This is a genomic window from Bradyrhizobium sp. LA6.8 (assembly GCF_040547935.1).
GTDB lineage: Bacteria > Pseudomonadota > Alphaproteobacteria > Rhizobiales > Xanthobacteraceae > Bradyrhizobium > Bradyrhizobium barranii.
This window is the reverse complement of sequence record NZ_JBEPQQ010000003.1, coordinates 770,959-797,956: the sequence shown is the minus strand read 5'-3', so window position 1 is coordinate 797,956 and position 26,998 is coordinate 770,959. Positions and strand designations below refer to the sequence as shown.

The 26,998-nt window shown below is 65.5% G+C and carries 28 protein-coding genes; 19 read left to right on the top strand and 9 right to left on the bottom strand.

Annotation, left to right across the window (positions count from 1 at the left end):
* Nucleotides 1-1,626 carry a hypothetical protein gene (locus tag ABIA90_RS17435; RefSeq protein WP_354117975.1) on the top strand — a complete coding sequence of 542 codons (1,626 nt, stop codon included), beginning with the start codon at nt 1-3 and terminating at the stop codon, nt 1,624-1,626.
* Here the strand turns inward: ABIA90_RS17435 and chrA are convergent.
* Nucleotides 1,623-3,008 carry a chromate efflux transporter gene (gene chrA / locus ABIA90_RS17430; RefSeq protein WP_354118363.1) on the bottom strand — a complete coding sequence of 462 codons (1,386 nt, stop codon included), beginning with the start codon at nt 3,006-3,008 and terminating at the stop codon, nt 1,623-1,625. The genes ABIA90_RS17435 and chrA overlap by 4 nt on opposite strands.
* Nucleotides 3,008-3,826, bottom strand: coding sequence for a chromate resistance protein ChrB domain-containing protein (locus ABIA90_RS17425; protein WP_354117976.1), 819 nt, complete (start codon nt 3,824-3,826; stop codon nt 3,008-3,010). Before ABIA90_RS17425 ends, chrA begins: the two co-directional genes overlap by 1 nt.
* 194 nt (nt 3,827-4,020) lie before the next feature.
* Between ABIA90_RS17425 and dmeF the strand changes: the two genes are divergently transcribed.
* The 3 genes from dmeF to ABIA90_RS17410 all read left to right on the top strand — a co-directional run bounded on the left by dmeF (nt 4,021) and on the right by ABIA90_RS17410 (nt 6,887).
* Entirely contained in the window at nt 4,021-5,007 is a 987-nt protein-coding gene (gene dmeF / locus ABIA90_RS17420; protein WP_354117977.1) for a CDF family Co(II)/Ni(II) efflux transporter DmeF, read from the top strand.
* 86 nt (nt 5,008-5,093) lie between these two features.
* Nucleotides 5,094-5,927 (top strand): N-acyl homoserine lactonase family protein, encoded by an 834-nt coding sequence (locus tag ABIA90_RS17415; protein WP_354117978.1) that lies wholly within the window; start codon nt 5,094-5,096, stop codon nt 5,925-5,927.
* Nucleotides 5,928-6,008: 81 nt separating this feature from the next.
* Entirely contained in the window at nt 6,009-6,887 is an 879-nt protein-coding gene (locus ABIA90_RS17410) for a DMT family transporter (RefSeq protein ID WP_247302070.1), read from the top strand.
* Here the strand turns inward: ABIA90_RS17410 and ABIA90_RS17405 are convergent.
* Together ABIA90_RS17405 and ABIA90_RS17400 are read right to left on the bottom strand one after the other, a co-directional pair.
* Nucleotides 6,884-7,075 (bottom strand): hypothetical protein, encoded by a 192-nt coding sequence (locus tag ABIA90_RS17405; protein ID WP_354117979.1) that lies wholly within the window; start codon nt 7,073-7,075, stop codon nt 6,884-6,886. The two genes, ABIA90_RS17410 and ABIA90_RS17405, sit on opposite strands and share 4 nt — an antisense overlap.
* A gap of 31 nt (nt 7,076-7,106) precedes the next feature.
* Nucleotides 7,107-8,264, bottom strand: a complete 1,158-nt coding sequence (locus ABIA90_RS17400; protein ID WP_354117980.1) for an MFS transporter — start codon at nt 8,262-8,264, stop codon at nt 7,107-7,109.
* Between the two features lie 175 nt (nt 8,265-8,439).
* On the opposite strand from ABIA90_RS17400, the gene ABIA90_RS17395 reads away from it, so the two are divergent.
* Nucleotides 8,440-9,699, top strand: coding sequence for an adenylate/guanylate cyclase domain-containing protein (locus ABIA90_RS17395; RefSeq protein WP_063982846.1), 1,260 nt, complete (start codon nt 8,440-8,442; stop codon nt 9,697-9,699).
* On the opposite strand, the gene ABIA90_RS17390 is transcribed toward ABIA90_RS17395, so the two are convergent.
* Entirely contained in the window at nt 9,696-10,259 is a 564-nt protein-coding gene (locus tag ABIA90_RS17390; RefSeq protein ID WP_354117981.1) for a pyridoxamine 5'-phosphate oxidase family protein, read from the bottom strand. The two genes, ABIA90_RS17395 and ABIA90_RS17390, sit on opposite strands and share 4 nt — an antisense overlap.
* A 162-nt stretch (nt 10,260-10,421) precedes the next feature.
* On the opposite strand from ABIA90_RS17390, the gene pdxR reads away from it, so the two are divergent.
* Complete coding sequence (gene pdxR, locus ABIA90_RS17385; protein WP_354117982.1) at nt 10,422-11,906, top strand: MocR-like pyridoxine biosynthesis transcription factor PdxR; 1,485 nt, start codon at nt 10,422-10,424, stop codon at nt 11,904-11,906.
* Here the strand turns inward: pdxR and ABIA90_RS17380 are convergent.
* Nucleotides 11,903-13,147: an MFS transporter gene (locus ABIA90_RS17380; protein WP_354117983.1), complete on the bottom strand. Its 1,245-nt coding sequence runs from the start codon at nt 13,145-13,147 to the stop codon at nt 11,903-11,905. The two genes, pdxR and ABIA90_RS17380, sit on opposite strands and share 4 nt — an antisense overlap.
* Before the next feature lie 166 nt (nt 13,148-13,313).
* On the opposite strand from ABIA90_RS17380, the gene ABIA90_RS17375 reads away from it, so the two are divergent.
* The gene (locus ABIA90_RS17375) at nt 13,314-14,666 is read left to right on the top strand and encodes an Nramp family divalent metal transporter (protein WP_063982850.1); all 1,353 of its coding nucleotides are present in this window, start codon (nt 13,314-13,316) and stop codon (nt 14,664-14,666) included.
* Between the two features lie 130 nt (nt 14,667-14,796).
* Here the strand turns inward: ABIA90_RS17375 and ABIA90_RS17370 are convergent, their stop codons facing one another.
* From ABIA90_RS17370 to hemB, 3 genes are all read right to left on the bottom strand, one after another.
* Entirely contained in the window at nt 14,797-15,573 is a 777-nt protein-coding gene (locus ABIA90_RS17370; RefSeq protein ID WP_014494765.1) for an arginyltransferase, read from the bottom strand.
* Nucleotides 15,574-15,703: 130 nt separating this feature from the next.
* Nucleotides 15,704-16,243, bottom strand: coding sequence for an RDD family protein (locus ABIA90_RS17365; RefSeq protein ID WP_063982851.1), 540 nt, complete (start codon nt 16,241-16,243; stop codon nt 15,704-15,706).
* Nucleotides 16,244-16,518: 275 nt separating this feature from the next.
* A complete protein-coding gene (gene hemB, locus ABIA90_RS17360; protein WP_247302108.1) occupies nt 16,519-17,580 on the bottom strand; it encodes a porphobilinogen synthase in 1,062 nt (353 codons plus the stop codon).
* A gap of 138 nt (nt 17,581-17,718) precedes the next feature.
* Between hemB and ABIA90_RS17355 the strand changes: the two genes are divergently transcribed.
* The 12 genes from ABIA90_RS17355 (at nt 17,719) to ABIA90_RS17300 (ending at nt 26,878) form a co-directional block, all read left to right on the top strand.
* The gene (locus ABIA90_RS17355; RefSeq protein WP_028155097.1) at nt 17,719-18,222 is read left to right on the top strand and encodes a DUF6163 family protein; all 504 of its coding nucleotides are present in this window, start codon (nt 17,719-17,721) and stop codon (nt 18,220-18,222) included.
* Between the two features lie 527 nt (nt 18,223-18,749).
* Nucleotides 18,750-19,268, top strand: coding sequence for a transcriptional regulator LdtR (gene ldtR, locus ABIA90_RS17350; protein ID WP_011087797.1), 519 nt, complete (start codon nt 18,750-18,752; stop codon nt 19,266-19,268).
* Nucleotides 19,269-19,467: 199 nt separating this feature from the next.
* Nucleotides 19,468-19,704, top strand: coding sequence for a hypothetical protein (locus ABIA90_RS17345; RefSeq protein ID WP_028152498.1), 237 nt, complete (start codon nt 19,468-19,470; stop codon nt 19,702-19,704).
* Between the two features lie 37 nt (nt 19,705-19,741).
* On the top strand, nt 19,742-19,963 hold the full coding sequence (locus ABIA90_RS17340) for a hypothetical protein (protein ID WP_008131709.1): 222 nt from the start codon (nt 19,742-19,744) through the stop codon (nt 19,961-19,963).
* A gap of 253 nt (nt 19,964-20,216) precedes the next feature.
* Nucleotides 20,217-21,515 carry a serine hydroxymethyltransferase gene (gene glyA / locus ABIA90_RS17335; protein WP_028152497.1) on the top strand — a complete coding sequence of 433 codons (1,299 nt, stop codon included), beginning with the start codon at nt 20,217-20,219 and terminating at the stop codon, nt 21,513-21,515.
* A gap of 16 nt (nt 21,516-21,531) precedes the next feature.
* Nucleotides 21,532-22,014 carry a transcriptional regulator NrdR gene (gene nrdR / locus ABIA90_RS17330; protein ID WP_007603426.1) on the top strand — a complete coding sequence of 161 codons (483 nt, stop codon included), beginning with the start codon at nt 21,532-21,534 and terminating at the stop codon, nt 22,012-22,014.
* A complete protein-coding gene (gene ribD, locus ABIA90_RS17325; RefSeq protein WP_354117984.1) occupies nt 22,011-23,159 on the top strand; it encodes a bifunctional diaminohydroxyphosphoribosylaminopyrimidine deaminase/5-amino-6-(5-phosphoribosylamino)uracil reductase RibD in 1,149 nt (382 codons plus the stop codon). The genes nrdR and ribD overlap by 4 nt, the downstream gene beginning before the upstream one ends.
* A complete protein-coding gene (locus tag ABIA90_RS17320; RefSeq protein WP_166342076.1) occupies nt 23,159-23,767 on the top strand; it encodes a riboflavin synthase in 609 nt (202 codons plus the stop codon). Before ribD ends, ABIA90_RS17320 begins: the two co-directional genes overlap by 1 nt.
* Before the next feature lie 184 nt (nt 23,768-23,951).
* Nucleotides 23,952-24,443 (top strand): 6,7-dimethyl-8-ribityllumazine synthase, encoded by a 492-nt coding sequence (gene ribH / locus ABIA90_RS17315; RefSeq protein ID WP_354117985.1) that lies wholly within the window; start codon nt 23,952-23,954, stop codon nt 24,441-24,443.
* A 2-nt stretch (nt 24,444-24,445) separates the two neighbouring features.
* Complete coding sequence (gene nusB, locus ABIA90_RS17310) at nt 24,446-24,943, top strand: transcription antitermination factor NusB (RefSeq protein WP_063982855.1); 498 nt, start codon at nt 24,446-24,448, stop codon at nt 24,941-24,943.
* 202 nt (nt 24,944-25,145) lie between these two features.
* The gene (gene thiL / locus ABIA90_RS17305; RefSeq protein ID WP_354117986.1) at nt 25,146-26,144 is read left to right on the top strand and encodes a thiamine-phosphate kinase; all 999 of its coding nucleotides are present in this window, start codon (nt 25,146-25,148) and stop codon (nt 26,142-26,144) included.
* A gap of 125 nt (nt 26,145-26,269) precedes the next feature.
* Complete coding sequence (locus tag ABIA90_RS17300; RefSeq protein WP_166097064.1) at nt 26,270-26,878, top strand: hypothetical protein; 609 nt, start codon at nt 26,270-26,272, stop codon at nt 26,876-26,878.
* Nucleotides 26,879-26,998 lie beyond the last annotated feature (120 nt).

The window sequence follows — 26,998 nt, the reverse complement described above, 5'->3', positions numbered from 1 at the left end:
ATGAGCGACACTCCAAAACCCGTGCCCGCCGACGAGTCGGCTCAGGCGGACCTTGCAGATTCTGAAGCTCCGGCGCCCGCATCCGGATTCGCCAAACGGCTGGAATCGTTCTTCGAGGTGATTCCATTTCTTGGCGGCGTTTTCATCGTGGTCCTCAGCGTGGAGCCGCTCCGCAATTTCATCTGGGACTCACGCCAGGTGATCATCCCGATCGTGTTGTTCGCCGCTGTCGTCATCCCGACGATCTTGCTGATGCCGATCGGGCAGCGATGGCTGAGAGAGAGCAAGGCGTCCACACGTGCGGGGCTCTTCATATTCTTCATGCTGGTGCTGGTGTCGATCGTGGCCATTGTTGCCTCGCTCGGCAAATTCTACCAGTACACGGTGCTGCGCGGCGTGTTCCTGGCCGTGGTGTGCCTGCTGCCCGGCGCAATGTGGTATCTCTTCGTCGGAACGCGCAAGGCGAGCCTGCTGAACGAATACCTGGTCAATCTCGATCGTCTGGGGCTGTTGCGCCAGGTGCGGAACGAGGATGCGGCGATCCGGGGACGTCGCGTTCAGGGGTATCTTCAGAAGTTCGAAGCCATCTATGGCGAGCTTGCGCCGAACGTCTATGCGGATGTGCTGAGCGGCCGTCTCGGCAAATATTCAAGGGCGGATACCGGCGGCGTGACGACACTCTCGACTGCGACGGTCCCGGTCTTGCTCGCCACGGTGCTGATTTCGCTCGGCTGGTTTGTCACGCTGCCGCCGTATCAGGCCGACGTTGTCTTCACCGTGAGTCCGGGCGTGCAGGCGCTGACGCCGTCGGGCACGCCGGTCCAGCTCGCGTTCCTCGGCGCCTATTTCTTCTCGCTCCAGATGCTGTTTCGCCGCTACGTCCTGGAGGATCTCGGTGGCAGCGCCTATGTCGCGGTGTCGCTGCGCATCATTCTGGCCGTCATCGGGATCTGGACCTTCACGGCTGTGTCTAGCGCGAACGACCATCTGCTTCTGCTCGCCGGCTTCGTCTTCGGCGTATTCCCGCGCGTGCTCTGGCAGGTCGTGGAGCAGATGTTCAAGAAGGCGGCGGGCCTCATCTTGCCGAGCATGGTCTCAGAATTGCCGATCAGCGATCTCGATGGTCTCACCGTCTGGCACGAGGTCAGGCTCGAGGAGGAGGACATCGAGAACGTCCCGAATATGGCGACTGCCGACATCGTCGAGCTCCTGCTCAACACGCGCCTTCCGCCGGAGCGGATCATCGACTGGACCGACCAGGCCATCCTCTACACGCAGCTTGGGCCGCAGCCCAAGCCGAAGGAAGGAGGCAGCGCACGCGAAAAGCTACGCACGCACGGTATCCGCACGGCGAGCTCGCTGCTGTGGGCTTCGTGGCAGGCGCGACTCCAGGGAAGGTCCGAGGAGTTCGATCGGATTTTGCAGGGGGCCGATGGCGCCAGCGCGATGCCGGCGCTGGAGGACTCGCTCCGCACCAATTCGAATCTCGATCTGATCGAGCAGTGGCGCGGCACCTGCGATGCCGCGCAGCGTCCCTCGGCGCAGCCGGGCGCGGAGCAACCGTCGCGCCTGCTCGAGCCGCGCGACGGAGAGTTCGACCTCGGTCGTGCGGCTGCCGCGGCCTAGATCAGGCCCACCAGCCTTAGCACCACGCCCGCGGCGCAGCTGCCGGCGAGCACGGTGAGCATGCCGAGCTTGAAGCGGAAGATCGCGGTCGCGGCCGCGATCGACAGCAGCAGCGCCGGGACGTCAACGCTCGTCAGCACCGGCCTGTCGAAGGACAGCGGGAAGGCGTGCACCGGCACGGTCTCGCGGAACAGCGTGTGCAGCGCGAACCAGATCGAGAGGTTAAGGATCACGCCGACGACGGCGGCGGTGATCGCGCTGAGTGCGCCGGCGAGGCCCGTGTTGCCGCGCAGGCGCTCGATGTAGGGGGCGCCGACGAAGATCCAGAGGAAGCAGGGGGTGAACGTGACCCAGGTCGCAAGCAGTCCGCCGAGCGTCGCTGCAAGCATCGGCGACAGGCCGCTTGGATCGCGATAGGCGGCCATGAAGCCAACGAACTGAAGCACCATGATCAGCGGACCCGGCGTGGTCTCGGCCATGCCGAGACCGTCGAGCATCTCGTGCGGCTTCAGCCAATGATAATGCTCGACCGCCTGCTGGGCGACATAGGCCAGCACCGCATAAGCGCCGCCGAACGTGACCAGCGCCATCTTCGAGAAGAACAGCGCGATCTGGCTGAACACGCTGGCCTGCCCGAGGATTAAAAGCAGCGCGATCACCGGCACCAGCCAGAGCGCGAGCCAGAGCGCACCGACGCGGATCGCGCGTGCGGTGTTGGGGCGCACATGCTCGGGAACGGCTTCGCCGAGCATGCTGTCGATCACGGCGGTGCTGCCGCCGGGGCCGTGGGCCGCCGGGGCAAACTCCGGACGGCCGGCTCGCGCGCCGACATATCCGATCACGCCGGCGGCGATGATGATGATCGGGAAGGGGACCGCGAAGAAGAAGATCGCGACGAAGGCGATTGCGGCGAGTGCAATCATGATGCGGTTCTTCAGCGCGCGCTTGCCGACGCGCACCACGGCTTCGAGGACGATGGTCAGCACGGCCGCCTTCAGCCCGAAGAACAGCGCCTCGACGAAGCTGACATTGCCGAAAGCCGCGTAGATATAGCTGAGGCCCATGATGGCGATGATGCCGGGCAGGATGAAGAGCCCGCCCGCCATCAGCCCGCCGGCGGTGCGATGCATCAGCCAGCCGACATAGGTGGCAAGCTGCTGCGCCTCCGGTCCGGGCAAGAGCATGCAGTAGTTCAGCGCATGCAGGAAGCGGCCTTCGGAGATCCAGTTCTTCTCCTCGACCAGGATGCGATGCATCACCGCGATCTGGCCCGCGGGGCCGCCAAAGCTCAGGCAGGCGACGCGGAGCCAGACTCGGAAGGCTTCAGCGAAGCTGATGCCGTGACCGGCATCAGCTTCCGTTGGATTGGCGCGGGTGTCCATCACGCCTTCACCTTGTTGGTCGGCCAGTTGTGGGTCTCGGCCGTCGCGTCGCGGCACCAGCGGTAGAAGGCGTCGTAGAGCGTCATGCCGGCTTCGAGCTGCTCGAGATCGTCGTCGTACATCCGCGACAGCCCGAGCGAGGCCGCGAGCAGGCCGGGGGCTTCCGGCGCGAGGTCGGGCCGCGCGGTGTCGGCGCCACGGACCAGCGTGGCAAGCCGCAGCAGCGGGGGCGTGGCAATCCCGAATTCCTCGATCATCACGTCGAAGGTGCAGAGCTCGCCGCGGTGGCTCCAGAACACGCTCTCGATGTCGAACGGCGCCGCGTTGAAACGCTCGCCCACGGCGACCACTTCAGAGGGCGCGACGAACAGGAACACCGCGTTGGGATCGACGAAGCGGCGGATCAGCCAGGGGCAGGCGATGCGGTCGACCTTCGGCCGGGCCCGCGTCACCCAGACGGTGCGTCCCTTGGCGTCGCGCGGCGGCAGTTTTGCAGCATCGACCAGCGGCAGCTTTGCGTTCTTCCAGCCCTCGAAACCGCCTTCCAGCGTCTCGGCCTGCACGCCGAGCTGGCGCAGCCAGGCGGCCGTGCCCTGTGCGAGCTTTTCGCCGCGCAGGCAGGCGACGATGGCGGAGCGGCCGGAAAATTCGCCGCCCCAGTCCGGAACGTTGCTGTGGCTGAACTTGATCGAGCCGGGGATCAGCCGCGGGTCTGCGGCAAAATCCTCGTCCGTGCGCACGTCAATCAGGGCAGGGGCGTTCGCCGTGCCGATCAGCCGTGCCAATTTGTCAGCAGATATCGTTGTGTAGGAAGACATGATGCGCCCTCGTAAAGACAAACGGGACGCGATACTTGGGCTTGTCGCCTCGTGGGGAGATCGCTCAATCCCCATGAGCGTCATTACAACGAAACCGCGCCGGGCTGTCAATCGGCTCGTTGACTTGATTTTGCCCGGACATTCCGCAGGTCTATATTGCGGGTCAACGGAACGGACCTTTCGGAGACTTTTCGATGCATTCCCATTCGACCGAGCAATGGACCCATGACCACGCCTTTCTGGGCGAGAAGCACGACGAGAACGAGCGGCGCACCTGGCTCGTGGTCGTCCTGACGCTGGTGATGATGGTCGGCGAGATCGTCGCCGGCTCGCTGTTCGGCTCGATGGCGCTGCTTGCCGACGGCTGGCACATGGGCACGCATGCGGCCGCGCTCGGCATTGCCGCTTTCGCCTACCGTTTCGCGCGCCGGCACCTGGGGAATGCGCATTTCACCTTCGGCACGGGCAAGTTCGGCGATCTCGCCGCTTTCTCCAGCGCGATCATCCTGGGTCTGATCGCGGTCGAGATCGCCTATGAGAGCGTGCTGCGGCTGTTCACGCCGGTGCCGATCGTCTATGGCGAGGCCATCGCGGTCGCCGCCCTCGGCCTCTGCGTCAACCTCGTCAGCGCGTGGCTGCTGCGCGACAGCCATGATCACCATCATCACGGCCATGACCACGGCCATGACCACGGCCTTGACCACGGCCTTGGGCATGCGCATGATGATCACGACGATCACGGTCATCGCCACCATCATCACGACAACAATCTTCGTGCGGCCTATGTCCACGTCATGGCGGATGCGGCGACCTCGGTGCTGGCGATCGCGGCGCTGGTGGTCGCGATGTATTCGGGATGGGTCTGGGCCGATCCGGCCGTCGGCCTGATCGGCAGTGCCGTGATCGCGAGCTGGGCGTTCGGCCTGGTCAAGTCATCAGGCGCGGTGCTGCTCGACGTGCGCGCCGACGAGAAGCTCGAACGCACCATCCGCGCCCGCATGGAGGTCGGAGAGGACCGCGTCACCGACCTGCATCTCTGGCAGGTCGGGCCCGGCCATTGCGCCGTGCTGGTCTCGGTGGTGTCGGACAAGCCGAAGCAGCCGGCCGTCTATAAGAAGCGGCTCGCCGGGCTGAAGGGCCTGAGCCACGTCACGGTCGAGGTCGAGACCTGCCCGCATTGATGTGATCTGCCGAAACGGAATTCGGCGGCGCGGCCGGGGTTGATCCTCGGTCGCAGCCATACACGGCTCCGCAAGAGGGACCAAGGATGATGCCCAGGATCAAGTTTGCTCTCGCCGTCGCCGCGCTGGCTCTGTCCGGCCACGCGGCCGTTGCGCAATCCGAGAAATCGGGCGTCGAAAAGCTCTACGTCCTCAATTGCGGGGAGGGCACCGCCGGGGACATCTCGCGCTGGACGCCCGGCCTGAACGAGGGCAAGTCGATGGACTTCGTCGACAGCTGCTATCTCATCAAGCACAGCAGCAAGGGCTGGTTCCTGTGGGACACCGGCATCGCCGATGCCGTCGCCGCCATGCCGAATGGCCTTGTCCCCGCCGATCCCAAGGCCGTCACCTGGCACCGGCCGAAGACGCTTGCCGCCCAGCTCGAACAGCTCGGCCTCAAGCCGGATGACGTCAAGGCGATGGCGGTGTCGCATACGCATCCGGACCACACCGGCAATGTCGAGCTGTTCCCGCAGGCCACGCTCTACGTGCAGAAGGCCGAATATGACTGGCCCGGCGCCAACAACGAACCGCGCTTCAAGCCCTCGCATCCGGTCGAGTTGCTCGCGGGCGACAAGGACGTATTCGGCGACGGCAGCGTGACCATCCTGTCGACACCCGGCCACACGCCGGGACATCAGTCGCTGCTGGTGAAACTGCCGAAAACCGGCGCGGTGGTGCTGTCGGGCGACGCCGTCCACTTCAAGGACAATTGGGACAACCGCCGCGTCCCCAGCATGAACGCCAACAAGGACCAGAGCGCGGCATCGATGCAGAAGATCGCCGACACGCTGACCAAGGAGAAGGCGCAGCTCTGGATCAACCACGACAAGGCCCAGCGCGACAGCCAGAAGATGGCGCCTGAGTTTTACGACTAACGTTTGCGTCGAGGCTGCTGCCATGATGCTGGCAGCAGCAGCGTGCTACGGCCTAGGAAAGCTCCGCGACAGGAGATGATCGTGGGAGAGTGGGCCGGGGTTGCGATCGCGCTGGCGTCGAGCAGCCTCGGCGGCACAGCCGCGGCGATCACCCGCTATCTCGTCGGCGGCGCCGATCCGGTTCTGCTGGCAATCCTGCGCTGGGGGATCGGCTTTCTCTGCCTGTTGCCGTGTGCGCTCCTGCTCGGCGTGCGCTGGCCGCAGCGGCCTGATTGGCCGGCGGTGGCGCTGCTCGGCATCTGCTTCTTCGGCCTGTTCTTCATTCTCTACAATATCGCGGTGTCCTACACGACCGCCGCGCGCGCCAGTCTCGCGCTGGCGACGCTGCCGCTCCACACTATGGTGGTCGGTGCGATCCTCGGCGTCGAGCGGCTGACGGCGCGCAAGATCATTGGCGTCGGCATCGCCGTGCTCGGTGTGACAGCGGCGCTGGCAGCGGGGCTTGCCCAGAGCCCGCCCGGCGCCTGGCGCGGCGAACTGATCATGACCGGTGCCGTGTTCTGCATGGCGTTCTACAACGTGCTATCGCGCCCGCTGATGCAGCGCTCGAGCGCGCTCGGCTTTCTCACTGTCGGCATGGGCGCGGGCGCTGCCGTGCTGGTGCTGGCGGGGTTCGTGAAGGGCAGCTTTGCGGCGCTCGATCACTTCACGACGGCGCAGTGGATTGCCGGCATCTATCTCGGCATCGGCGGCGGCGCGCTCGCCTTCATCCTCTGGGTCATGGCGCTGGCGCGGGCGACGCCGACCCGCGTTGCCAATACCATGACGGTCAACCCGATTGCCGCGACCTTGCTGGCGGCGCTGCTCATCGGCGAGCCGATCACCGCAAACCTTCTGATCGGGCTGGTTGCTGTGTTCGCCGGCATCTGGATCGCGACCAGCCAGGCGAAGCCGGCTTAAGTGCGCGGTGCCGTGACCGGGGACGGGCTGGCGTCCGGTGTCTTCTTCGGCTTGAGCGTGCCGGCGTAGAACGAGAGCAGCCAGACCAGGATGATGGCGAGGAGATAGACGCCCCAGGCCTGCGGCGGCGTGGTTGCCCAGCGCAGCAGGCCTTTGAAGGTGCGGGGCGGGCTGTTGTCTTCGCTCATGGCCCGCTTGTGCGCGAAAGGGGCTGCGCGGTCAATCCGGGCGCCGTTCGGCGCGGATCAGGAACAGCGCGGCCAGCGCCGAGAGGCTGAGCGCGGAGGAGACGATCAGCACCTTGGCGCCCATGACATCGATGAGCAGGCCGAAGGCCAGCGGCGCCACGGCCTGCGCCATCCGCGCCGGCGCGCCGATGATGCCGAGGCGGTAGCCGAAGTCCTTCGGGCCGAAGATCGACAGCGGCAGCGTGCCGCGCGCGATCGTGAGAATGCCGTTGCCCGAGCCGTGGAGCAGCGCAAACGCGCTTGCGGCGGGCGCGCCGAAGATGGCGAGGATTGCGGCGCCGAGCGGATGGGTGACGCAGGCAAGGCGCGTCGACCACAGCGGATGGAAGCGGCTCAGAAAGCCCGCTTCGAGAATGCGCGCGGCCACCTGTGCCGGGCCGATCAGCGCGCCGGCGGCGATGGCCTCGACATGCGTCGCACCCGTGGCCTCCAGCAGGCGCGGGAAATGGACGGCCATTGCGCCGGTGACGGTCCAGACCGCCGCGAACACGAAGGCGAGCAGCACCATGGTTCGGTCGAGCGGCAAATGCGGCTTCTCGGCCGTCGCCGCGGCCTGCCCGGCGCCCTTGATCGCCGGCAGCATGAAGAAGTTCAGGGGCAGGCCGATCAGGATGTTGGCGGCCGCCCAGGCAAAACAGGTCTCGCGCCAGCCGATATGGGACAGGCCCCAGGCGGTGAGGGGCCAGCCGACGGTCGAGGCGAAGCCTGCCATCAGCGTGATGCCGGTGATAGGCCTGCGCGCCTCGGTGCCGTAGATGCGGCTCAGCGCGGCGAAGGCGGCGTCATAGAGCCCCATCGCCATGCCGATGCCGAGCACGAGCCAGGCGAACGCCATCACCGCCAATGAGTGCGAGAGGCCGAGCAGGACGAGACCCGCGGCCATCGTCAGGTTCGAGACCGACAGCACCTGCCGGCCCCCGAACAGATCGATCTGCCGCCCGATGCGCGGGCCGAGCATCGCCGAGATCACGAGTGAGGCCGAGAACGCGCCAAAGATCCAGTTGGAGGAGACGCCGAGGTCGCGCGCCATGGGATCGGCGAGCAGCGCCGGCAGGTAGTAGCTGGAAGCCCAGGCCAGGGTCTGCGTGGTGCCGAGCGCCAGGATGATTGGAAGCTGGCGCTGGCTCATCTTGGTGCGATTCTGGTCGCGGTGTGCGGCGGTGTCATCGGTTGCATTTGCGGCCCGCGGCGAGAGTGCGTCAACAGCGTCCGCGACATGTTCGATCTGCTGCGGACGGGAGCCTTGGTTGCGCACGGTTCGCGCGCGGCCTTTCGCTCGTCACGAATGCACGCCATAATGGCGCATGCAATTGACCTCGCGCCTCGCGCTGATGAACTGGCTGACCGGCCAAGGGCTCACGGGCCTGCCCGAAAACGAGCTGCTCCGCGGCTTCTGCGAGCGCTGTCGCGCCGAAGGGCTGGAACTCTCGCGCGGGCTCGTCGTGATCGACACGCTGCATCCGATCTATGAGGGCCGCGGCTTCCGCTGGAGCGACCGTCCCAGCAACGAGAGCGACGCGTTCGAATACGGCTCGACCGCCGAAGGCGACGCGGCCAGGAGCTGGCGCCGCTCGGTGTTCTTCCACATGCTCGAGCACGGCAACGACGAGATGGTGATTGATCTCGCCGACGCGCCCTCGATGGATTTCTCGCAGATCGGCGAGCTCGCGGAAAAGGGCCACAAGCACTATCTCGCCTTCGTGCATCGCTTCGGCGAGAACGGCGCGCTCGGCCTGATGGATTGCCTCTATTCCTGCTGGACCACGCGCCGCGATAGCGGCTTCTCCGAACCCGAGCTCGAAGCTCTGCGCGATCTCGTGCCGGTGCTGGGGCTCGCGATCAAGTCGGCGCAGCAGGTCGACATCGCGCGAACCCTCGGCCGCGTCTATCTCGGCCGCGATGCCTCCGCGCAGGTGCTGGGCGGGCGCATCACGCGCGGCGTCACCGAGCGCATCAATGCCGTGCTGTGGTATTCGGATTTGCGCGGCTCGACCGGAATCAGCGAGAGCATCGGCCCCGACGAGATCATCCCGTTCCTCAACGACTATGCGCAGGCCGTGATCGACGCGATCCACGATGCCGGCGGCGACGTGCTGAAGCTGATCGGCGATGGCGTGCTCGCGATGTTCTGGGGAGAGGACATGTCGGACGCTCGGCGCGCTGCGCTGCGCGCCGAGCATCTGTTCCGCAAGAACGTCGCTGCGCTGAACAAGCGGCGGGAGGCCGATGGCCGTCCCACAACGTCGGCCTATATCGGCCTGCATGTCGGCGAGGTCTTTTACGGCAATATCGGCAGCGCGGATCGGCTCGACTTCACCGTCGTCGGCCCCACCGTCAACGAGGTCAGCCGCATCGCCTCGATGAGCCGTTCGGTCGACCGCGAGCTGCTGGCCTCGGCCGAGTTCTACAAGGGCCTGGACGCCACTGGCCGCCGCTACCTCGTCTCCACCGGCCGCTACGCGCTGCGCGGCATCGGCCGCGCGCAGGACCTCTACACGCTCGATCCCGAGGTCGATACGAGCGAGCCGGTGACCGGGAGCTACGAGCGGTATCTGGCGAACTAGCGGCGGATCGTAGGGGCCGAGACATTGGGCGTTTTCGTTCGATCCTTGGCGGGCCATTGTTCGGAAAGCGGCGGCATCGAAGTCTCCTTGCCGGTCATGCGCTCAATGGCGACGGCGTAGACGGTGATGATGTCGAGCCGCGGGAAGAACCCCTTCGGTCGCGTCGTATCCGGCTTGCCGTATTTGGCCATCAACGTTTCGCAGAACCGCTGCTTGATGCCCGTGTCGCCCGCGACCCTGATGCGGCCGAACAGGCATATGCTTCGATAGGCGAGGCCGGAATCGCATTCGAACCGGCCATAGTCGAAGACACCTTCGTGCTCATCGATCTCGATGCAGACGCGGGGATCTCGCTCGATGTTTGCGCGCAGATGTCCCCGGGCGGCCGTCGTGTGCAGATACACCTCACCGTCGAGCCAGAGATAGAGGAGCGGGATACAGTAGGGAAAGCCGTCCTCGCTGACTGTCGCAAGATGGCCAGCATATCCGCGTGCCAGCATCTCCAGGATCCGCTCCTGCGACATGGCGCGGTCCTCGCGCCGGATTTGCGGTGAACTCATGGTGCAAGACGCTCCGCGCCGCGATCCGAATGAGCGGACATTTCAGGTTTCCTTGTTATCCGAAACAGGATAGAAAAATAGTGGTCTTGAGCAAAGGTCCACTTGGTCCTATTGCGGCATACCACTTCTCAACGTGCGGCTCACCCTGTCGGACGAGGACCCGTGAAGAGCAGGCAGAGCTGGGCAGAACTCTATTCCTTCAGCGTCGACCGTACGGCGGAGGCGCCGGTATTCCGCCAAATCTACCTCGAACTACGATCGGCAATTCTGTCCGGAGCGCTTCGTCCGGCGGCCAAGTTGCCCTCGACGCGCGACCTTGCGGCGCAGCTCGGCGTCTCGCGTACCGCAGTTGTTTCGGCTTTCGAGCAGCTGCTAGCCGAAGGTTATGCCTTCGGCAGGAAGGGGGCGGGGACTTACGTTGCGTCCGATCTGCCTGAACCGTTTGCCGCGCCTCATGGCCGCAAGACGCGGGCGGCACCGGCCGCGGCAGGCGTGGCCTCCTTTCACGGCCTCGGCGATTTCGTCGATGTGACGACGCAGAATGACGAGCGTCCCTTCAACCTGGGTCGCACGCTGTTGGATGCACGTAGCGCCGAATTGTGGCGCAAACTCACGGCGCGCACGCTGCGATCGTTTGAGCGACATCATCTCGGCTATGGCGATCCGCGTGGCTTGCTGGAGCTGCGCAAGTCGGTTTGCGACTATCTTCGGGCCGCACGCGGCGTGCGCTGCGAGGTCGACCAGATCGTGATCACCGCCGGCACGCAGCAAGCCGTGGACATCGTCGCACGTGTCATGCCCGGGCCGGACAAGGAGGTCTGGATCGAAGACCCCGGCTATACCCTGACCCGTCTTACGCTCGCTGCGTCAGGCGCGAAGGTTTGCGCCATCCCGGTTGACCAGCACGGCGTGAACGTCACGGAAGGGATCCGCCGCGCCCCGAAGGCGCGCGCAGTTTTCATAACGGCCTCGCACCAGTTTCCGACAGGCGTTCCCCTGTCGATGGCGCGCCGCCTCGAACTTCTCGCCTGGGCCCGCGAGTCCGGCGCCTGGATCATCGAGGACGATTACGCCAGCGAATTCCGCTACGGCGGCCGTCCCCTCGCTTCGCTTCAGGGCCTGGATGAGGCCGGCCGTGTCATTTACGTCGGAACTCTCAACAAGGCGCTCTTCCCCGGACTGCGGCTTGGCTACGCCGTGCTGCCACACCCGCTGGTGCGGAATTTCGTTGCCGCGCGCTATCTGATCGACCGTCAACCGTCGAGCCTCTGCCAGTCCGTTGCTGCGGCCTTCATGGAGGAGGGGCATTTCGCAGCCCACATCCGCAGAATGCGGGAAGTGTATCGCCGCCAGCGCGATACCCTCGTTGCGGCACTGAGGCGGCGCCTGGGCGACCATTTGTCGGTCGAGCCGCCGGACCAGGGCATGCACCTGGTTGCCTACACGCGACGGGGACTTTCCGACGTGAAGATCGAACGGGCCGCTCGCGACCACGGCGTCACCGTTCGCGCGATGAGCCGCCACTATATCGAGGCGCCGGCGCAGTCGGCGCTGATGCTGGGCTTTAGCGGCTACCCGCAGCAGACCATTGCGCCGGCGGTTGCCCGACTGGCGCGGGCCATCGCCGCTGGTTGCGTACCGGACTAGCACCGCGCCGGTACTTCGTCCCCCACCATGGCCGGCTGCCGGTCCAGCGTCACTGCAGGCGACAGCCAGATCACCAGCGCCTGCACGCCGAACACGGCGGCTGCGAGATACAGGCAGGCCTCTGCGCTCCAGAGGCCGCCGACGATCGCGCCAAGCGCCGAGCCGAGCGGGCGGGCGCCGTAGCTCATGATGTTGATGGCGGAGACGCGTCCGAGCAGGCGCGGCGGCGTCACGGACTGCCGCAGGGTCGTGGTCGAAATCACCCACAGGATCGGCCCGACGCCGAGCAGGAAGAAGCTCAAGGCCGCGAGCCAGGGCGAGGGGACCAGCACCGTCAGCGCCATCACCACTGCGGCGACGAAACCCGTGACCGGGCCAAGGCCGACCACCGTGCCGAAGGCGATGCGCTTCATCACGCGCGTGGCGAACAGCGCGCCGATCACCATGCCGACGCCGTACATCGTCAGCACGGTGCCGACGCCTGCGGCGGTCAGGCCGAGATGGCGCACCGCGTAGGGCACGAACACGGCGATCTGGAGGAACCAGCCGGTGTTGAAGATGAACTGGGTAATGAACACCGGCCGCAGCAGCGGATGGTGGAACACGAAGGCCGCGCCCTCGCGGATGTCCTGGAACGGATGGCGCCGCGGCGAGGGCGTACGGGTGGGCTCGTAGATGCCGGAGAGCAGCACGACGGCGATGGCCGAGAGCGCCGCGGCAAAGCCGAAGGCCGGGCTCGCACCCCACCAGCCGACCAGCGCACCGCCGAGCGCAGGCCCGCTCGCAAAGGCGATGGTGCGGGCGAGCTCGATGCGGGCATTTGCCGACGGCAACAGCTCCGCGCTCACCAGCGAGGGCACCAGGGCCGGCGCCGCTACGCTGTAGACGACCGTGCCGCATACGGCGGCAAAGCCGAGCAGAGCCAGCAGCGGCAAATTGAGGGCGCCAAGTGTGAGCAGCAGCACGATGGCCGCCAGCGCGACCGCGCGCAGCGCTTCGGCACCTGCCATCAGCGAGCGGCGGGAGATGCGGTCGGCGAGCAGGCCGGCCGGAATGGCGAACAGGACGAAGGGCAGGGTGAGGGCGGTCTGGAGCAGGCCGGTCTGGCCTTCCGCAACACCCAGCGTGAGCACGGCGACGATCGGGGCCGCGGCCAGCGCGATCTGCTCGGCCGATTGCGCCGCCAGGTTGGACCAGGCGAGGCGGTTGAAGGTGTCGGGGAGGCGAAGCGGGTTTGACATGGCGCATTTCCTGCAAAGTCGTGTTGGCGCCAGTATCCGCCCCCGAGGACGGCCAAACCCACCCGCTTCCCGACAGGGCGGCGGATAACCGCCGCGTCGGGACCTCATCGGCTAGATGCAGTTGCAAATGAGTTGCAATAAGCTTCGACTTCGGTATTCTGCTGATATGGATGCCCGCTCCCCCGATTTGACCCAAGATGCCGCCGGCTGGCGCACTGATGCGCCTGCTACCAAGAGCCTCGCCGAGGTGAACGCCACGATTGCCATCCCCACGGCGGGGGTGTGGTGGCGGCGATTCCTCGCCTTTGTCGGCCCCGGCTATCTGGTCTCGGTCGGCTACATGGACCCCGGCAACTGGGCGACCGACCTCGCCGGAGGGTCGAAGTTCGGCTACACGCTGCTTTCGGTCATCCTGCTCTCGAATTTGATGGCGATCCTGCTCCAGTCGCTGGCGGCGCGGCTCGGCATCGTCACCGACCGCGACCTCGCGCAGGCCTGCCGCGCGACCTATTCGCCGGCGGTGAATTTCCTGCTCTGGCTCGCCTGCGAGGCGGCGATCATCGCCTGCGATCTCGCCGAGGTCATCGGCACAGCGATCGCGCTCAAACTGCTGTTCGGCATTCCCCTGATCGGCGGTGCGCTGCTGGCCGCGCTCGATGCGTTCCTGCTGCTGCTCCTGATGAACCGCGGCTTTCGCTTCCTCGAAGCGTTCGTCATCGCGATGCTTGTCGTGATCGCGGTCTGCTTCGTGGTCCAGATCGTGGCCGCGGCGCCGCCGATGGCGGAAGTCCTGCACGGCTTCATGCCGAAGACCGAGATCTTCACCAATCCGGAAATGCTCTACATCGCGATCGGCATCATCGGCGCGACCGTGATGCCGCATAATCTCTATCTGCACTCCTCAATCGTGCAGACGCGCGCCTATGAGCGCAACGACACCGGCCGGCGCGAGGCGATCAAATGGGCGACGACGGACTCGACCATCGCCCTGATGCTGGCACTGTTCATCAATGCGGCGATCCTTGTCGTGGCAGCCGCGACCTTCCACAAGAGCGGCCATTCCGACGTCGCCGAGATCGGCCAGGCCTTCGAGCTGTTGTCGCCGCTGCTCGGCCTCGGTATCGCCTCGACGCTGTTCGCCATTGCGCTGCTCGCCTCGGGCCTGAACTCGACGGTGACGGCGACGCTCGCCGGCCAGATCGTGATGGAGGGCTTTCTCGACCTGCGCCTGCCGAGCTGGGCGCGGCGATTGCTGACGCGCGGCATCGCTATCGTGCCGGTGATCGTCGTCACCGCGATCTATGGCGAGCGCGGCACGGCGGATCTCCTGGTGTTCAGCCAGGTCGTGCTATCGATGCAGTTGCCCTTCGCCGTGATCCCGCTGGTCCGCTTCGTCTCGGATCGGCGCAAGATGGGCAAGTTCGCGATACCGCCATACGTCGCCGCGATCGCGTGGATCGTCGCGGGCATCATCGTGATTTTGAACGTGAAGTTGCTGGTGGATACGCTGTTCGGGTGAGTGTTCGCCCAACACACCGCCGTCGTCGCCCGGCTTGACCGGGCGACCCGGTATTCCAGAGACGGTTGTGATTGAGCCGAGAAGCCGCGGCGTACTGGATGCCCCGGTCAAGCCGGGGCATGACCGCGAGCTAATCCTGCGGCTCTGACGTCGCGTCACCTTGCGCGTCGATGCGCAGCCAGCCTGACGGCGCGAGGCGCTGCTGCGGCAGGAAGCGGGCCTTGTAGTCCATCTTCTTCGAGCCCTCGATCCAGTAGCCGAGATAGACGTAAGGCAGCCCCTGGCGGCGGGCGCGGGCGATGTGGTCGAGGATCATGAAGGTGCCCATCGACCGGCTGACCTGGCTCGGCTCGAAGAACGAATAGACCATCGACAGGCCGTCGCTGAGCACATCGGTCAGCGCCACCGCGATCAGCTCCTCACCGCGGCCGGTGATGCCGCTGTCGGGGCCGCGCTTGCGGTACTCGATGATGCGGGTCTCGACATGGCTGTCCTCGACCATCATGGCGTAGTCGAGCACGGTCATGTCGGCCATCCCGCCATGGCGGTGGCGGGAGTCGAGATAGGCGCGGAACACCGAATATTGCTCGGAGGTCGGCACCGCACTGCGCTGCTCGCCGATGATGTCGGCGTTGCGCGCGATGACTTTCCGGAAGTTGCGGGAGGGGCGGAACTCGTTGGCGACCACCCGGACCGAGACGCAGGCGCGGCACTGGTCACAGGCCGGCCGGTAGGCGATCGACTGGCTGCGGCGGAACCCGCCATGAGTCAGGAGGTCGTTGAGGTCACCTGCGCGCTCCCCCACGAGGTGCGTAAACACCTTGCGCTCATGCCGGCCCGGCAGATACGGGCAGGGAGAGGGCGCCGTGAGGTAAAATTGGGGGGTGTCGCGCGAGTGCTGGGTCAAGGGACGTCGTGGGCCTCCAAAGTGGGCATTAACATCGCGCTACGAAGGCCCCCGGTCAATCGGTCTACTCGGCAGATCAGATCAGTCAGTTTAGTCGGTCCTGGTTGATAGGTTCTTGATCATCAGGCTCTCAGTAGGTCCTTGCGGCCTGCGGCACGGGCGCGCGGACGGAATTGTTGATCACGACCGTTCCCAGCACGACATCATGCAGCAGGCGCCGGCGGCCGTTGAATAGCCCAACCAGCACCACGAAAGGTGTCAGGAACGAGACCGTCACCCAGAACAGCACGGCATGGGTGGCGCCGAGCACGAAATAGCCGGGCGCGCCGTACCAGGTGCGCAACTCCAGATCCATCAGGCGCATGCCGATCGTCGCGGACGACGGACCGCCGATGCAGGCACCGTAATAGACGATGGCCCAAACAACGGAGGCCGGCCAGGCCAGCCAGAACAGCGCCCAGCCGATGCCGAGCGTGACGATGCCAAACAGCGCGATGAAGATGTAGCCGAGGATCACGGGAACGGAGATCACGACCATGTCGATCAGGAACGCGAACGCCCGCCGCGTTGCCACGCCACGGAACAATTCCGGGTGCAGATAGGGATCGAAGGCGTGCGGTTGCATGGCGCCGTCATTGCGCCAGGCATTGCCCGAGTCCGAATACGACATAGTCCGTTCTCCCAAGGGAAACTCCCGTGGCAGGACATGGGAGCAAGTCATCCCCGTGCCAAGGGCGTGCGGGCGTCAACAAGCCGAAATATTCCGGCAATTCGGGGGCGGGGCTGTTACCGCTGTCGTTCAGGGAAGGCGTCGTAGGGTGGGCAAAGGCGCGTTAGCGCCGTGCCCACCATCGTTCCGCGATCGCTAGCTGGCATGGTGGGCACGCTTCCGCCTTCGCTCTTCGAGCTACGGCGGACAAGCCGCTTGGTCCATCCCGCGATACCTTACGTTTGGCTCCGCAGCTTCTCCGCCACCTTCGGCGCAAAATAGCTGAGCACGCCGTCGGCGCCGGCGCGCTTGAACGCCAACAGGCTCTCCATCATCGCGCGCTCGCCGTCGAGCCAGCCATTGTTGGCGGCCGCTGCGATCATCGCGTATTCGCCGGAGACCTGGTAGGCGAAGGTCGGCATCGCAAAAGTGTCCTTCACGCGCCGGACCACGTCGAGATAGGGCATGCCGGGCTTCACCATCACCATGTCGGCGCCCTCGGAGATGTCGAGGTCGACCTCGCGCAGCGCCTCGTCGGTGTTGGCGCTGTCCATCTGGTAGGTGCGCTTGTCGCCGGTGAGCGTCTTGGCCGAACCGATGGCGTCGCGGAACGGGCCGTAGAAGGCGGAGGCGTACTTTGCCGCATAGGCCATGATCTGCACGTCGAGCAGGCCTGAGCGGTCCAGCCCCTCGCGGATCGCGGCGACGCGGCCGTCCATCATGTCGGACGGCGCGATGATGTCGCAGCCGGCTTCGGCCTGGACCAGCGCCTGACGCACCAGCACCGCGACCGTCTCGTCGTTCAAAATCTTGCCGTCGGAGATCAGGCCGTCATGGCCGTGGCTGGTGAAGGGATCGAGCGCGACGTCGCAGAGGATGCCGATGTCGGGAAACTCCTTCTTGATCGCGCGCACCGCCTGGCAGACCAGGTTGTTCGGATTGGTCGCCTCGGAGCCTTCCTCGTCGCGCAGGGACGGGTCGGTGTAGGGAAACAGCGCGAGGCAGGGGATGGTGAGCTTCATGGCGCGCTCGGCCTCGCGCACGGCCTGGTCGACGCTGAGGCGGTCGACGCCCGGCATCGAGGCGATCTGCTCGCGCTTGTTGTCGCCGTCGATCAGGAACAGCGGCCAGATCAAATCGTCGGTGGTGAGCACGTTCTCGCGCACCATGCGCCGGGCCCATTCGGCCTTGCGGTTGCGGCGCGGGCGGACGGTCAGATCGAGGGCAGGGGAGGCACTGGCGCCATCCCGGCGCGAAACCTCGCGCAATTCGATCGGACGTCCGTATTTGATCGCCATCATTCTTCCTCCGGCTGGAATTATTCTTATACCAGCTCGCATGGTTCCCGTCACCGCGGCTTGACCTGCCGCAAGGCAAAATTGAGGTCAATCGGGCAGCCGATTGATTTTGCGGGGCGAAGCAGCCAGAAGGGGACCATGTCCGAAATTTCCACCCGCGATGCGGCCCGCGACGGCGCCAGTGCCAGGGACGCCGCCAGAGACAACGCCAGAGACAACGCGATGTCGGTGGCGGCGATCTCGTCGGAGCGCCCCGAGTCCGACGACAATGTCTGGACGCGCCGGCTCGTGCTGTTCCTGCGCGTGATGGCGCTGCTGTCGATTCTGAAGGGCCTCTATCACTGGGCCCAGGTCACCGGCTTCGTCGGCGGCGAGGACGAGGCGTTCGAGAACCAGTCGATGGCCTGGCAGGCCGCCACCGTCTATTTCGCCGTGATCGAGCTCGTTGCCGCGGTCGGCCTCTGGCTTGCGACGCCCTGGGGCGCGGTGGTCTGGCTGACGACCGTGGTGTCGATGGCGGTGATCGAACTGATGTTCCCGGGCATCTACGGCGGCAGCCTGATCGTTGTCGGTGTCGAAGCCTTCATGCTCGCCGCCTATCTCGCGCTCGCCTGGATGGCCGCGCGCGAGCGGCCGCCGTAGCGCGCTTACGATTTCAACGCACACTCACACTCTCTCGTGCCCCGGACGCAGCGCAGCACGCAGTGTTGCGCTGCTGAGCCGGGGCCCAGCTCTCCACGATCTCGTTTGCGGCTTCTGGGTCCCGGCTCTGCGCTCCGCGTCGCTGCGCTTGTCCGGGACACGAGAGCGGCATTTCCGAAGTCGTGGCTTGGTTGACCGTTCGTTGCCTAAAATTCGAGGTAACTTTTCATTGACTCCGTGCGTTCCGCCACAGCTCTTACGCGCCCGTTTCGAAACGGGGCGGCCCTGTACTGGAATGCGACAGAGGTGGCGGACGGAGGGTGAACAGGACCTTGCGAGGGTCAACAGACGGTTGCGAAAAGCCCTTGTGACACAGGCTTAATCCGCAATTCACTGTCTTAAATTCATGATCTCTTTATTCTCTTATTTAAGCCGATCTTCAAACGCCCCCCTTAAGTTGCACCTATCAGACGGAGCACAAGTTTCGTCGAATGAGTGTCGATAAAAACGACAACAGGGGAAGTGTCATGATGAAAGCCGTCGCAACTGCGGCAGATACCGCAGAGCGCGTCTCCGGCCAGCAGGGTTCGGTGCAGTCGCTCTATCTGGAAGCTTTGACTCTGGTGGAGCGGCTGCATCGCCGGCTCCTCGACGTCATCAAGGATGAATTCGATCGCCGCGGCCGTGCGGACATCAACTCGGTCCAGGCGCTCCTGCTCTACAACATCGGCGACAAGGAGCTGACCGCGGGCGAGCTGCGCACGCGCGGTTACTATCTCGGCTCCAACGTCTCCTACAATCTGAAGAAGCTCGTCGAGCTCGGCTTCCTCGATCATCAGCGCTCGCGCGTTGATCGCCGCTCGGTGCGCATCCGCCTGACCCCGCAGGGCCAGGAAGTCCGCCGCATCGTCGACTCCCTCTACCAGAAGCACGTCAAGACGGTGGAGCAGGTCGGCGGCATCTCGGGCGAGGAGTTCTCGACCCTCAACAAGTCGCTGCACCGCCTCGAGCGGTTCTGGACCGACCAGATCCTGTATCGTCTCTGAGTTCTTTGCGACGGGACTTGGCCAAGCCGGCCCGCAACAAGACCGGCAAGCCTCCCGAACGTGCCTGACCTCCCCAAGCGCGCCGGCCCGGCTCTGCCCCGGACCGGTGCGTTTTGTCGTTTCGCGACTGCGAAATAATTGCCGGCCAGGCGGAACCAGTTCCCCGCACCGCAGTTGTTACTGCGGATCGGAGGATGCGATGCTGGTCGAGCGCGGGCTTCAGGCAATGAACGTCGAACTCGTGAGCGACGCCTATGCCATCGCAGCGAATTACCTCCGCCGCTCCGGCGCGATTCCCGACACGCTGGTCACCAACGAAAGCCTGCTCGAGATCATCATCAAGCTGCTCCAGCACGGCGAATTGAACAAGATCAGGCTCGCTAACAAGGCCATTGGTCGGTTCGAGGCCCAGTCCGGGGCCCGCGCGGTTGCCTGATCAAAACTCCCAAAATTCGACAGAACCAGAGGGTGACATGGAAGCTGCCATCGACCGGATCATGCAGACTTATGACCTGCTTGCGAACCGCACGTCCGCGGCGAGCGCGGAGGCACGGGCCAAGGTCACGAACTACCTCAATACGTTGATGGAAGCCGGCGAGAAGGACACCCACAGGTTGACGGTGTGCGGACTGACCTATCTGCGCCAGCTCGACGGCAGCGTCGATCCCGTGAAGGCGGGGTATACCGGGCTCTAGGGGCAGGTCCGGCCCGCACGGATTTTAAGGTCCAAATCGGACCCTTCAGGACTGATCGGGGCGGACGGTTCAAGCAGCCGTCCTCTCGCCCGGATCCTTCAATCCCCACCATATCTGGCATAATTCTCGCTCTCGACCCGCAAATACTTGGCCGGGGGCGGGTGATGTGGTAGATCGCGCTCGCCGCTTCCGATCGCCACACCAGACCGCCCGTAGCCCGCCAAAAGGCTGCGGCGGTGGAGATATTCGCAAGATGACCTCAGCCAGAACCGCCTCCGCGCCCGACTCGTTTTTCACCGCCTCGCTCGACCAGGCCGACCCGGAAATCGCCGCCGCCATCAAGGGCGAGCTCGGCCGGCAGCGCCATGAGGTCGAGCTGATCGCCTCCGAGAACATCGTCAGCCGTGCCGTGCTGGAAGCGCAGGGTTCGGTGATGACCAACAAGTACGCAGAGGGTTATCCGGGCGCGCGCTACTATGGCGGTTGTGAGTGGGTCGACGTCGCCGAGAACCTCGCGATCGATCGCGCCAAGAAGCTGTTCGGCGCCAACTTCGCCAACGTGCAGCCGAACTCCGGCAGCCAGATGAACCAGGCGGTGTTCCTGGCGCTGCTGCAGCCCGGCGACACCTTCATGGGCCTCGACCTCGCGGCCGGCGGCCATCTCACCCACGGCTCGCCCGTCAACATGAGCGGCAAGTGGTTCAAGGCCGCGCACTACACCGTGCGCCGCGAGGACCAGATCATCGACATGGACGCGGTCGCCAAGCAGGCCGAAGAGGTCAAGCCCAAGCTGATCGTCGCCGGCGGCTCGGCCTATTCGCGCGCCTGGGACTTCAAGCGTTTCCGCGAGATCGCGGACAGCGTCGGCGCGTACCTCCTGGTCGACATGGCGCACTTCGCCGGTCTCGTCGCCGGCGGCGTGCATGCCTCGCCCGTGCCGTATGCCCACGTCACCACCACCACCACGCACAAGTCGCTGCGCGGTCCGCGCGGTGGCCTGATCCTCTCGAACGACGAGGCGCTCGCCAAGAAGCTCAACTCGGCGATCTTCCCGGGCCTGCAGGGTGGGCCCCTGATGCATGTGATCGCGGCGAAGGCGGTCGCCTTCGGCGAGGCGCTGCGTCCGGACTTCAAGATCTATGCGAAGAACGTCGTCGAGAACGCCAAGGCGCTGGCCGAGGCGATGAAGAGCCACGGGTTCGATATTGTCTCCGGCGGCACCGATAACCATCTGATGCTGGTCGACCTCAGGCCGAAGGGCCTGAAGGGCAACGTCTCGGAGAAGGCGCTGGTCCGCGCCGCCATCACCTGCAACAAGAACGGCATTCCGTTCGACCCCGAAAAGCCCTTCGTCACCTCGGGCCTGCGTCTCGGCACCCCGGCGGCGACGACCCGCGGTTTCGGCGTCGCCGAATTCCAGCAGGTCGGCGGCATGATCGCCGAGGTCCTCAACGCGATCGCGCAGTCCGACGACGGCAAGGCGCCGCTGGTCGAAGCCGCGATCAAGGAGCGGGTCAAGGCGCTCACCGATCGGTTCCCGATCTATCAGTAAGGTCAAGGGTAAACGGATGCGCTGCCCGAACTGCAACAGTCTCGATACGCAGGTAAAGGACTCGCGTCCGACCGAGGACTCTTCCGTGATCCGCAGGCGGCGCGTGTGCGTCGCCTGCAATTTCCGCTTCACCACCTTCGAGCGCGTGCAGTTGCGCGAGCTCACGGTGATCAAGCGCAACGGCCGCCGCGTGCCGTTCGACCGCGACAAGCTGATGCGCTCGGTGTCGATCTCCTTGCGCAAGCGGCAGGTCGAGCCGGAGCGCGTCGAGAAGATGGTCTCCACCATCGTCCGTGAGCTCGAGACCGGCGGCGAGGCCGAGATCTCCTCCGAGGTGATCGGCGAGACCGTGATGGAGCATCTGCGCACGCTCGACGACGTCGCCTATGTGCGCTTTGCCTCGGTCTATCGCAATTTCCGCGAGGCCAAGGATTTCGCCGACGTGCTCGGCGAGCTCTCCGGTGAGGAGGAAGCGCGGCTCGCCGCGATCCGCAAATGATCTTTCGGATCCTGGAGGATCAGTTCGCGCAGAAGGCCCGCGAGTCCAAGGACGCCGATCGCCGCTTCATGCAGCTTGCGCTGGCGCTGGGTAAGCGCGGGCAGGGGCGCACCTGGCCCAATCCTGCCGTGGGCGCTGTCATCGTAAAAGACGGGGTCATCATCGGCCGCGGCTGGACGCAGCCAGGCGGGCGACCGCATGGCGAGCCCGAAGCGCTGCGCCGGGCCGGCGAGGCCGCGCGAGGCGCCACGCTCTATGTCACGCTGGAGCCGTGCTCGCATTTCGGCAAGTCGCCGCCTTGTGCAGACGCGGTGATTGCCGCCGGCATCACGCGGGTGGTCGCGGCGATCGAGGATCCCAATCCGGAAGTCGCGGGCCAGGGTCATGCGCGCTTGCGCGCCGCCGGCATCACGGTGGATGTGGGTCTGTGCGCGGCGGAGGCCGCGTTCGACCATGCCGGGCATTTTCGCCGCATCCGTGACAAGCGCCCGCATGTGATCCTGAAGCTCGCAGTCTCGCCTGACGGCAAGATCGGTGCGCCTGGCGGCAAGCCGCTTGCGATCACGGGCGAGGCTGTGCGCAATCGCGTGCATCTGCTCCGCGCACAAAGCGACGCCATCCTGGTCGGCATCGGCACGGTGCTGGCGGATGATCCGCAGCTCAACTGTCGCCTGCCGGGCATGGAAGCACGTTCTCCAATACGCATCGTGCTCGACGAGAATCTGCGTATTCCGGCCGCGAGCCAGCTTGGTCGTTCCGCGCGGGAGACGCCGCTCTGGGTGATCGGCTCCGAGCTTGCTGAGGCTGCCGCCGCCACGCGGCTCGGAGCGGCCGGCGCTCAGATCATCCGCGTACCGCCAGGAAACGCTTCCGGGCTTGATCTTTCGGCCGTGCTGCACATGCTGGCGGAGAAAGGCATCACGCGGCTGATGGTCGAGGGCGGCAGCCGCGTTGCGGCGTCCTTCGTCGCGGCCGACCTCGCCGACGAGATCTGGCTGTTCCGCGGAGCGGAAGAGGTCGGCCCAGGCGGCGTCGATGCGCTCGATGCATCGCCCCTGTCGAAAATCACGCAGTCGCAGGCCTATAAGGTTCATGCTAGCGAGACATTCGGCAAGGATACTCTCACCATCTACGAGCGCTCGTAATGTTCACTGGCATTGTCACCGATATCGGCGAGATCGTCGGCTTCACGCCGACTGCGCAGGGCCAGTTGCACAGGCTGCGCATCGCTTGCCGCTACGATCAGACCACCATCGCCGACGGCGCCTCGATCGCCTGCAGCGGCGTCTGCCTGACGGTGGTTGCTTCCGGCGTCGAAGGCGGCAGAACCTGGTTCGACGTCGATGCCGCCGCCGAGACGCTGGCGCTGACAACTGCAAAGCACTGGAAGGTCGGCACGAGGCTCAATCTCGAGCGTGCGCTCAAGATCGGCGACGAGCTCGGCGGCCATATCGTCGCCGGCCATGCCGACGGTGTCGCCACCCTCGTCAGTCGCGAGGACCTGCCTGATATGGCGCGGTTCGAGCTCTCGACCACGCGGGAGCTCGCGCGCTTCATCGCCACCAAGGGCTCGATCACGCTCGACGGCGTCTCGCTGACGGTCAATACGGTGAGAGACGTGACCTTTTCGGTGCTGATCATCCCGCATACTCTGACGGTCACGACGATCGGCGGCTGGAAAGCGGGCGCCGAGGTCAATATCGAGGTCGACCTGATGGCCCGCTATGCCGCGCGGCTGACGGAAATGAAGTGACGGCGGAGCCGTTATTCCGGGATGGTCCGAAGGACCAGACCACAGGTGCGCAATTGCGCACCGGGGAATCTCGAGATTCCGGGCTCGATGCTTCGCATCGCCCCGGAATGACAGTGTCTTTGAACTTGGCTTACATGCGTCCGGCGACTACATAGCGCCGACCTCTGTAGAACGGATTTAGACGATGGCAGACGCGCGACGCGCACCCCTGAAGGACCAGACCGACATTTCCGGCGCACGCGCGCTGATTGTCGAGGCGCGGTTCTATGACGATCTCCAGGATGCGCTTCTGGACGGCGCGGTGACCGAGCTGAAGGCAGCCGGTCTGACGCATGACATCATCACGGTTCCCGGCGCGCTGGAAATCCCGGCGGCGGTCGCCATCGCGATCGATGCCGCGGCGGCGAACGGCAAGCCCTATGACGCGGTGATCGCGCTCGGCTGCGTGATCCGCGGCGATACCATCCATTTCGAGATCGTCTCGCAGGAATCCTCGCGCGCGCTGATGGATCTTGCGGTTTTGCGAAAGCTGCCGCTCGGCAACGGAATCCTCACCGTCAACACCGAGGCGCAGGCCTGGGCGCGGGCGCGCGCCAGCGAGCTCAACAAGGGCGGCGATGCCGCGCGCGCCGCCCTTGCGATGCTGCGCATCAAGCGCCGGCTGGCGCGGGCTTGATCATGGCCGATCACAGCAAAAAGCCGCCGGCTGGCACCGAGAAGAAAGCGAACCGGCGCGGTGCGGCGCGACTCGCGGCCGTGCAGGCGCTGTACCAGATGGACATCGCCGGCGCCGGCATCAACGACATCTTTGCCGAGTTCGAGAGCCACTGGCTCGGCAACGAGGTCGAGGGCGATACTTACCTGCCGGCCGAAGCGGCCTTCTTTCGCGACGTGGTCTCCGGCGTCGTGCGCGACCAGAAGATGCTCGATCCCCTGATCGACGAGGCGCTGTCAAAGGGCTGGCCGCTGAAGCGGATCGAGGCCATCCTGCGCGCGGTGCTGCGGGCAGGGGCCTATGAGCTCCAGCATCGCAAGGACGTGCCGGGCCGCGTCGTCGTGTCAGAATATGTCGACGTTGCGAATGCATTCGTCGACCGCGAGGAGACCGGCATGGTCAACGCCGTGCTCGACCAGATCGGCCGCCAGTTCCGCGGCGACGAGTTCGGGCGGGGGTAGTTATCCACGAGGGCGGTGAAGAGATGCGATGCGGCTGCCCCATACTCCGCTGTCATCACCCGCGAAGGCGGGTGATCCAGTACGCCTCGGCCTATCGATTTGACACGACCGTCTCTGGAATACTGGATCGCCCGGTGTCTTCTTTGAAGACACGCTTCGCGCTTTTGCCGGGCGATGACAGCATTGGGTGTGGCTAAGGCCGATGGCAGACTCTCAAAACCCCTCCGCCGAAGACTCCCTCATCGCGCGCTATTTCAAGCCGCTGGCGACCGATCCCGGCGCGTTCGGGCTGGTCGATGATGCCGCGGTCCTGTCCTCGTCCGGCGACGACATCGTCGTCACCACCGACGCCGTCGTCGAAGGCGTGCATTATCTCGCCACCGATCCGCCCGACACCATCGCGCGCAAGGCGCTGCGGGTGAACCTGTCGGATCTCGCCGCCAAGGGCGCGGCGCCCGCCGGCTTCGTGCTGACGCTGGCGCTGCGCAGCAAGGAGGATGCCTGGCTCAGGCCGTTCGCCGATGCGCTCGGCGAGGACAGCAGGGCTTTCGTGTGCCCGCTGCTTGGCGGCGACACGGTGTCGACGCCGGGGCCGCAGATGATCTCAATCACCGCCTTCGGCCGCGTGCCGAAGGGACGGATGGTCGGCCGTACCGGCGCGCGGCCCGGCGACCTCATCCTGGTAACGGGAACGATCGGCGACGCCGCGCTCGGCCTCGACGTGCTCACAGGCGGCGCCGCGGCCGGGGTGCTCGCGTCCGAACCGCAAGCGAAGGAGATGCTGGTCTCACGCTATCGCGTGCCGCAGCCGCGCAATGTGCTGGCGCAGGCCGTGCGGGACCTCGCGACCGCCGCGATGGACGTGTCCGACGGGCTCGCCGGCGACCTGACGAAACTCTGTGCGGCGTCCGGCGTCTCGGCCACGATCGACGTCGCGAACGTGCCGCTCTCGGCTGCTGCGGCCGGCCTGATCGCGCGCAACGCTATTTGCGTTGAGACGCTGCTCGCTGGGGGCGACGACTACGAGGTGCTGTGCACGGTGCCGCCGGCGCAAACCGATGCGCTGATTGCTGCGGGGCAGGCGGCGGGTGTGGCCGTCACGGCGATCGGTACGATCGTCGCGGGCCATGAGCGGCCGCGCTTTTTGGACGGGCAAGGCCAGGAACTGACCTTGAGGCGCCTGTCTTACAGCCACTTCTGAATTCAAGTCCGCCCCAAACCCTGATCTGTCCTGGCTTTTCCCGGTCGCGGGTTGGCGCAACCCTGGCGACAGCAAGCGGCTGTATCAGCGCCATAGCTACCAAAGCAGCCAATGGACATGATTCGATGACGGCGGCCGTTTCGAGTTTGAGCGAGGCGCGGACTGTTTCCGGGAAGGAGTGCGGAAGCTGCACGCTCTGCTGCAAGGTTTACAACGTGGTCGAGCTCGGCAAGGCCGCCGGCAAGTGGTGCTCGCATTGCAAGCCCGGCCGAGGCTGCACGATCCACGACAAACTGCCGAGCGAGTGCGCGGCGTTCAATTGTCTCTGGAAAACCGAGCCGACGATGTCCATGCAATGGAAGCCCGATCAGTCGAAGATGGTGCTCACTTTGCACCCCGAGACCAACAACATCCAGGTCGTGGTCGATCCCGGCCTGCCATCGGCCTGGACGCGGCAGCCTTATCACGGCCAGTTGCGCTTGTTGTCGAAGAGCAACATGCCGAAAGGCCATCTCGTGGTGGTGTTCGTCAATGAGCTGGCGACGCTCATCCTGCCCGACCAGGATGTGCAGCTCGGCAGCCTCACACGCGAGCAGGTCGTTTCGGTGACGCACGAGGTCGGCCCGAATGGCGGCGTCTACGAGGTCAAGATCTTCAACCGGCGTACAACAGCCGACGGGCAGACCCTGGAAATGGCGTCAGCCTCTCGCCATCCCGTGAGGGCGATGGCCTAGGCGTGGCCCAGGCCAAGCCTCGCCCGGTTCTGAGGTCGCTTCCCGGTGCTGCGCCAGGCCGGCGGCCAAGCACTCGGGATTAGGTCTAAATACTTGCCGAGATCGGCTTTTTCGGCCTCA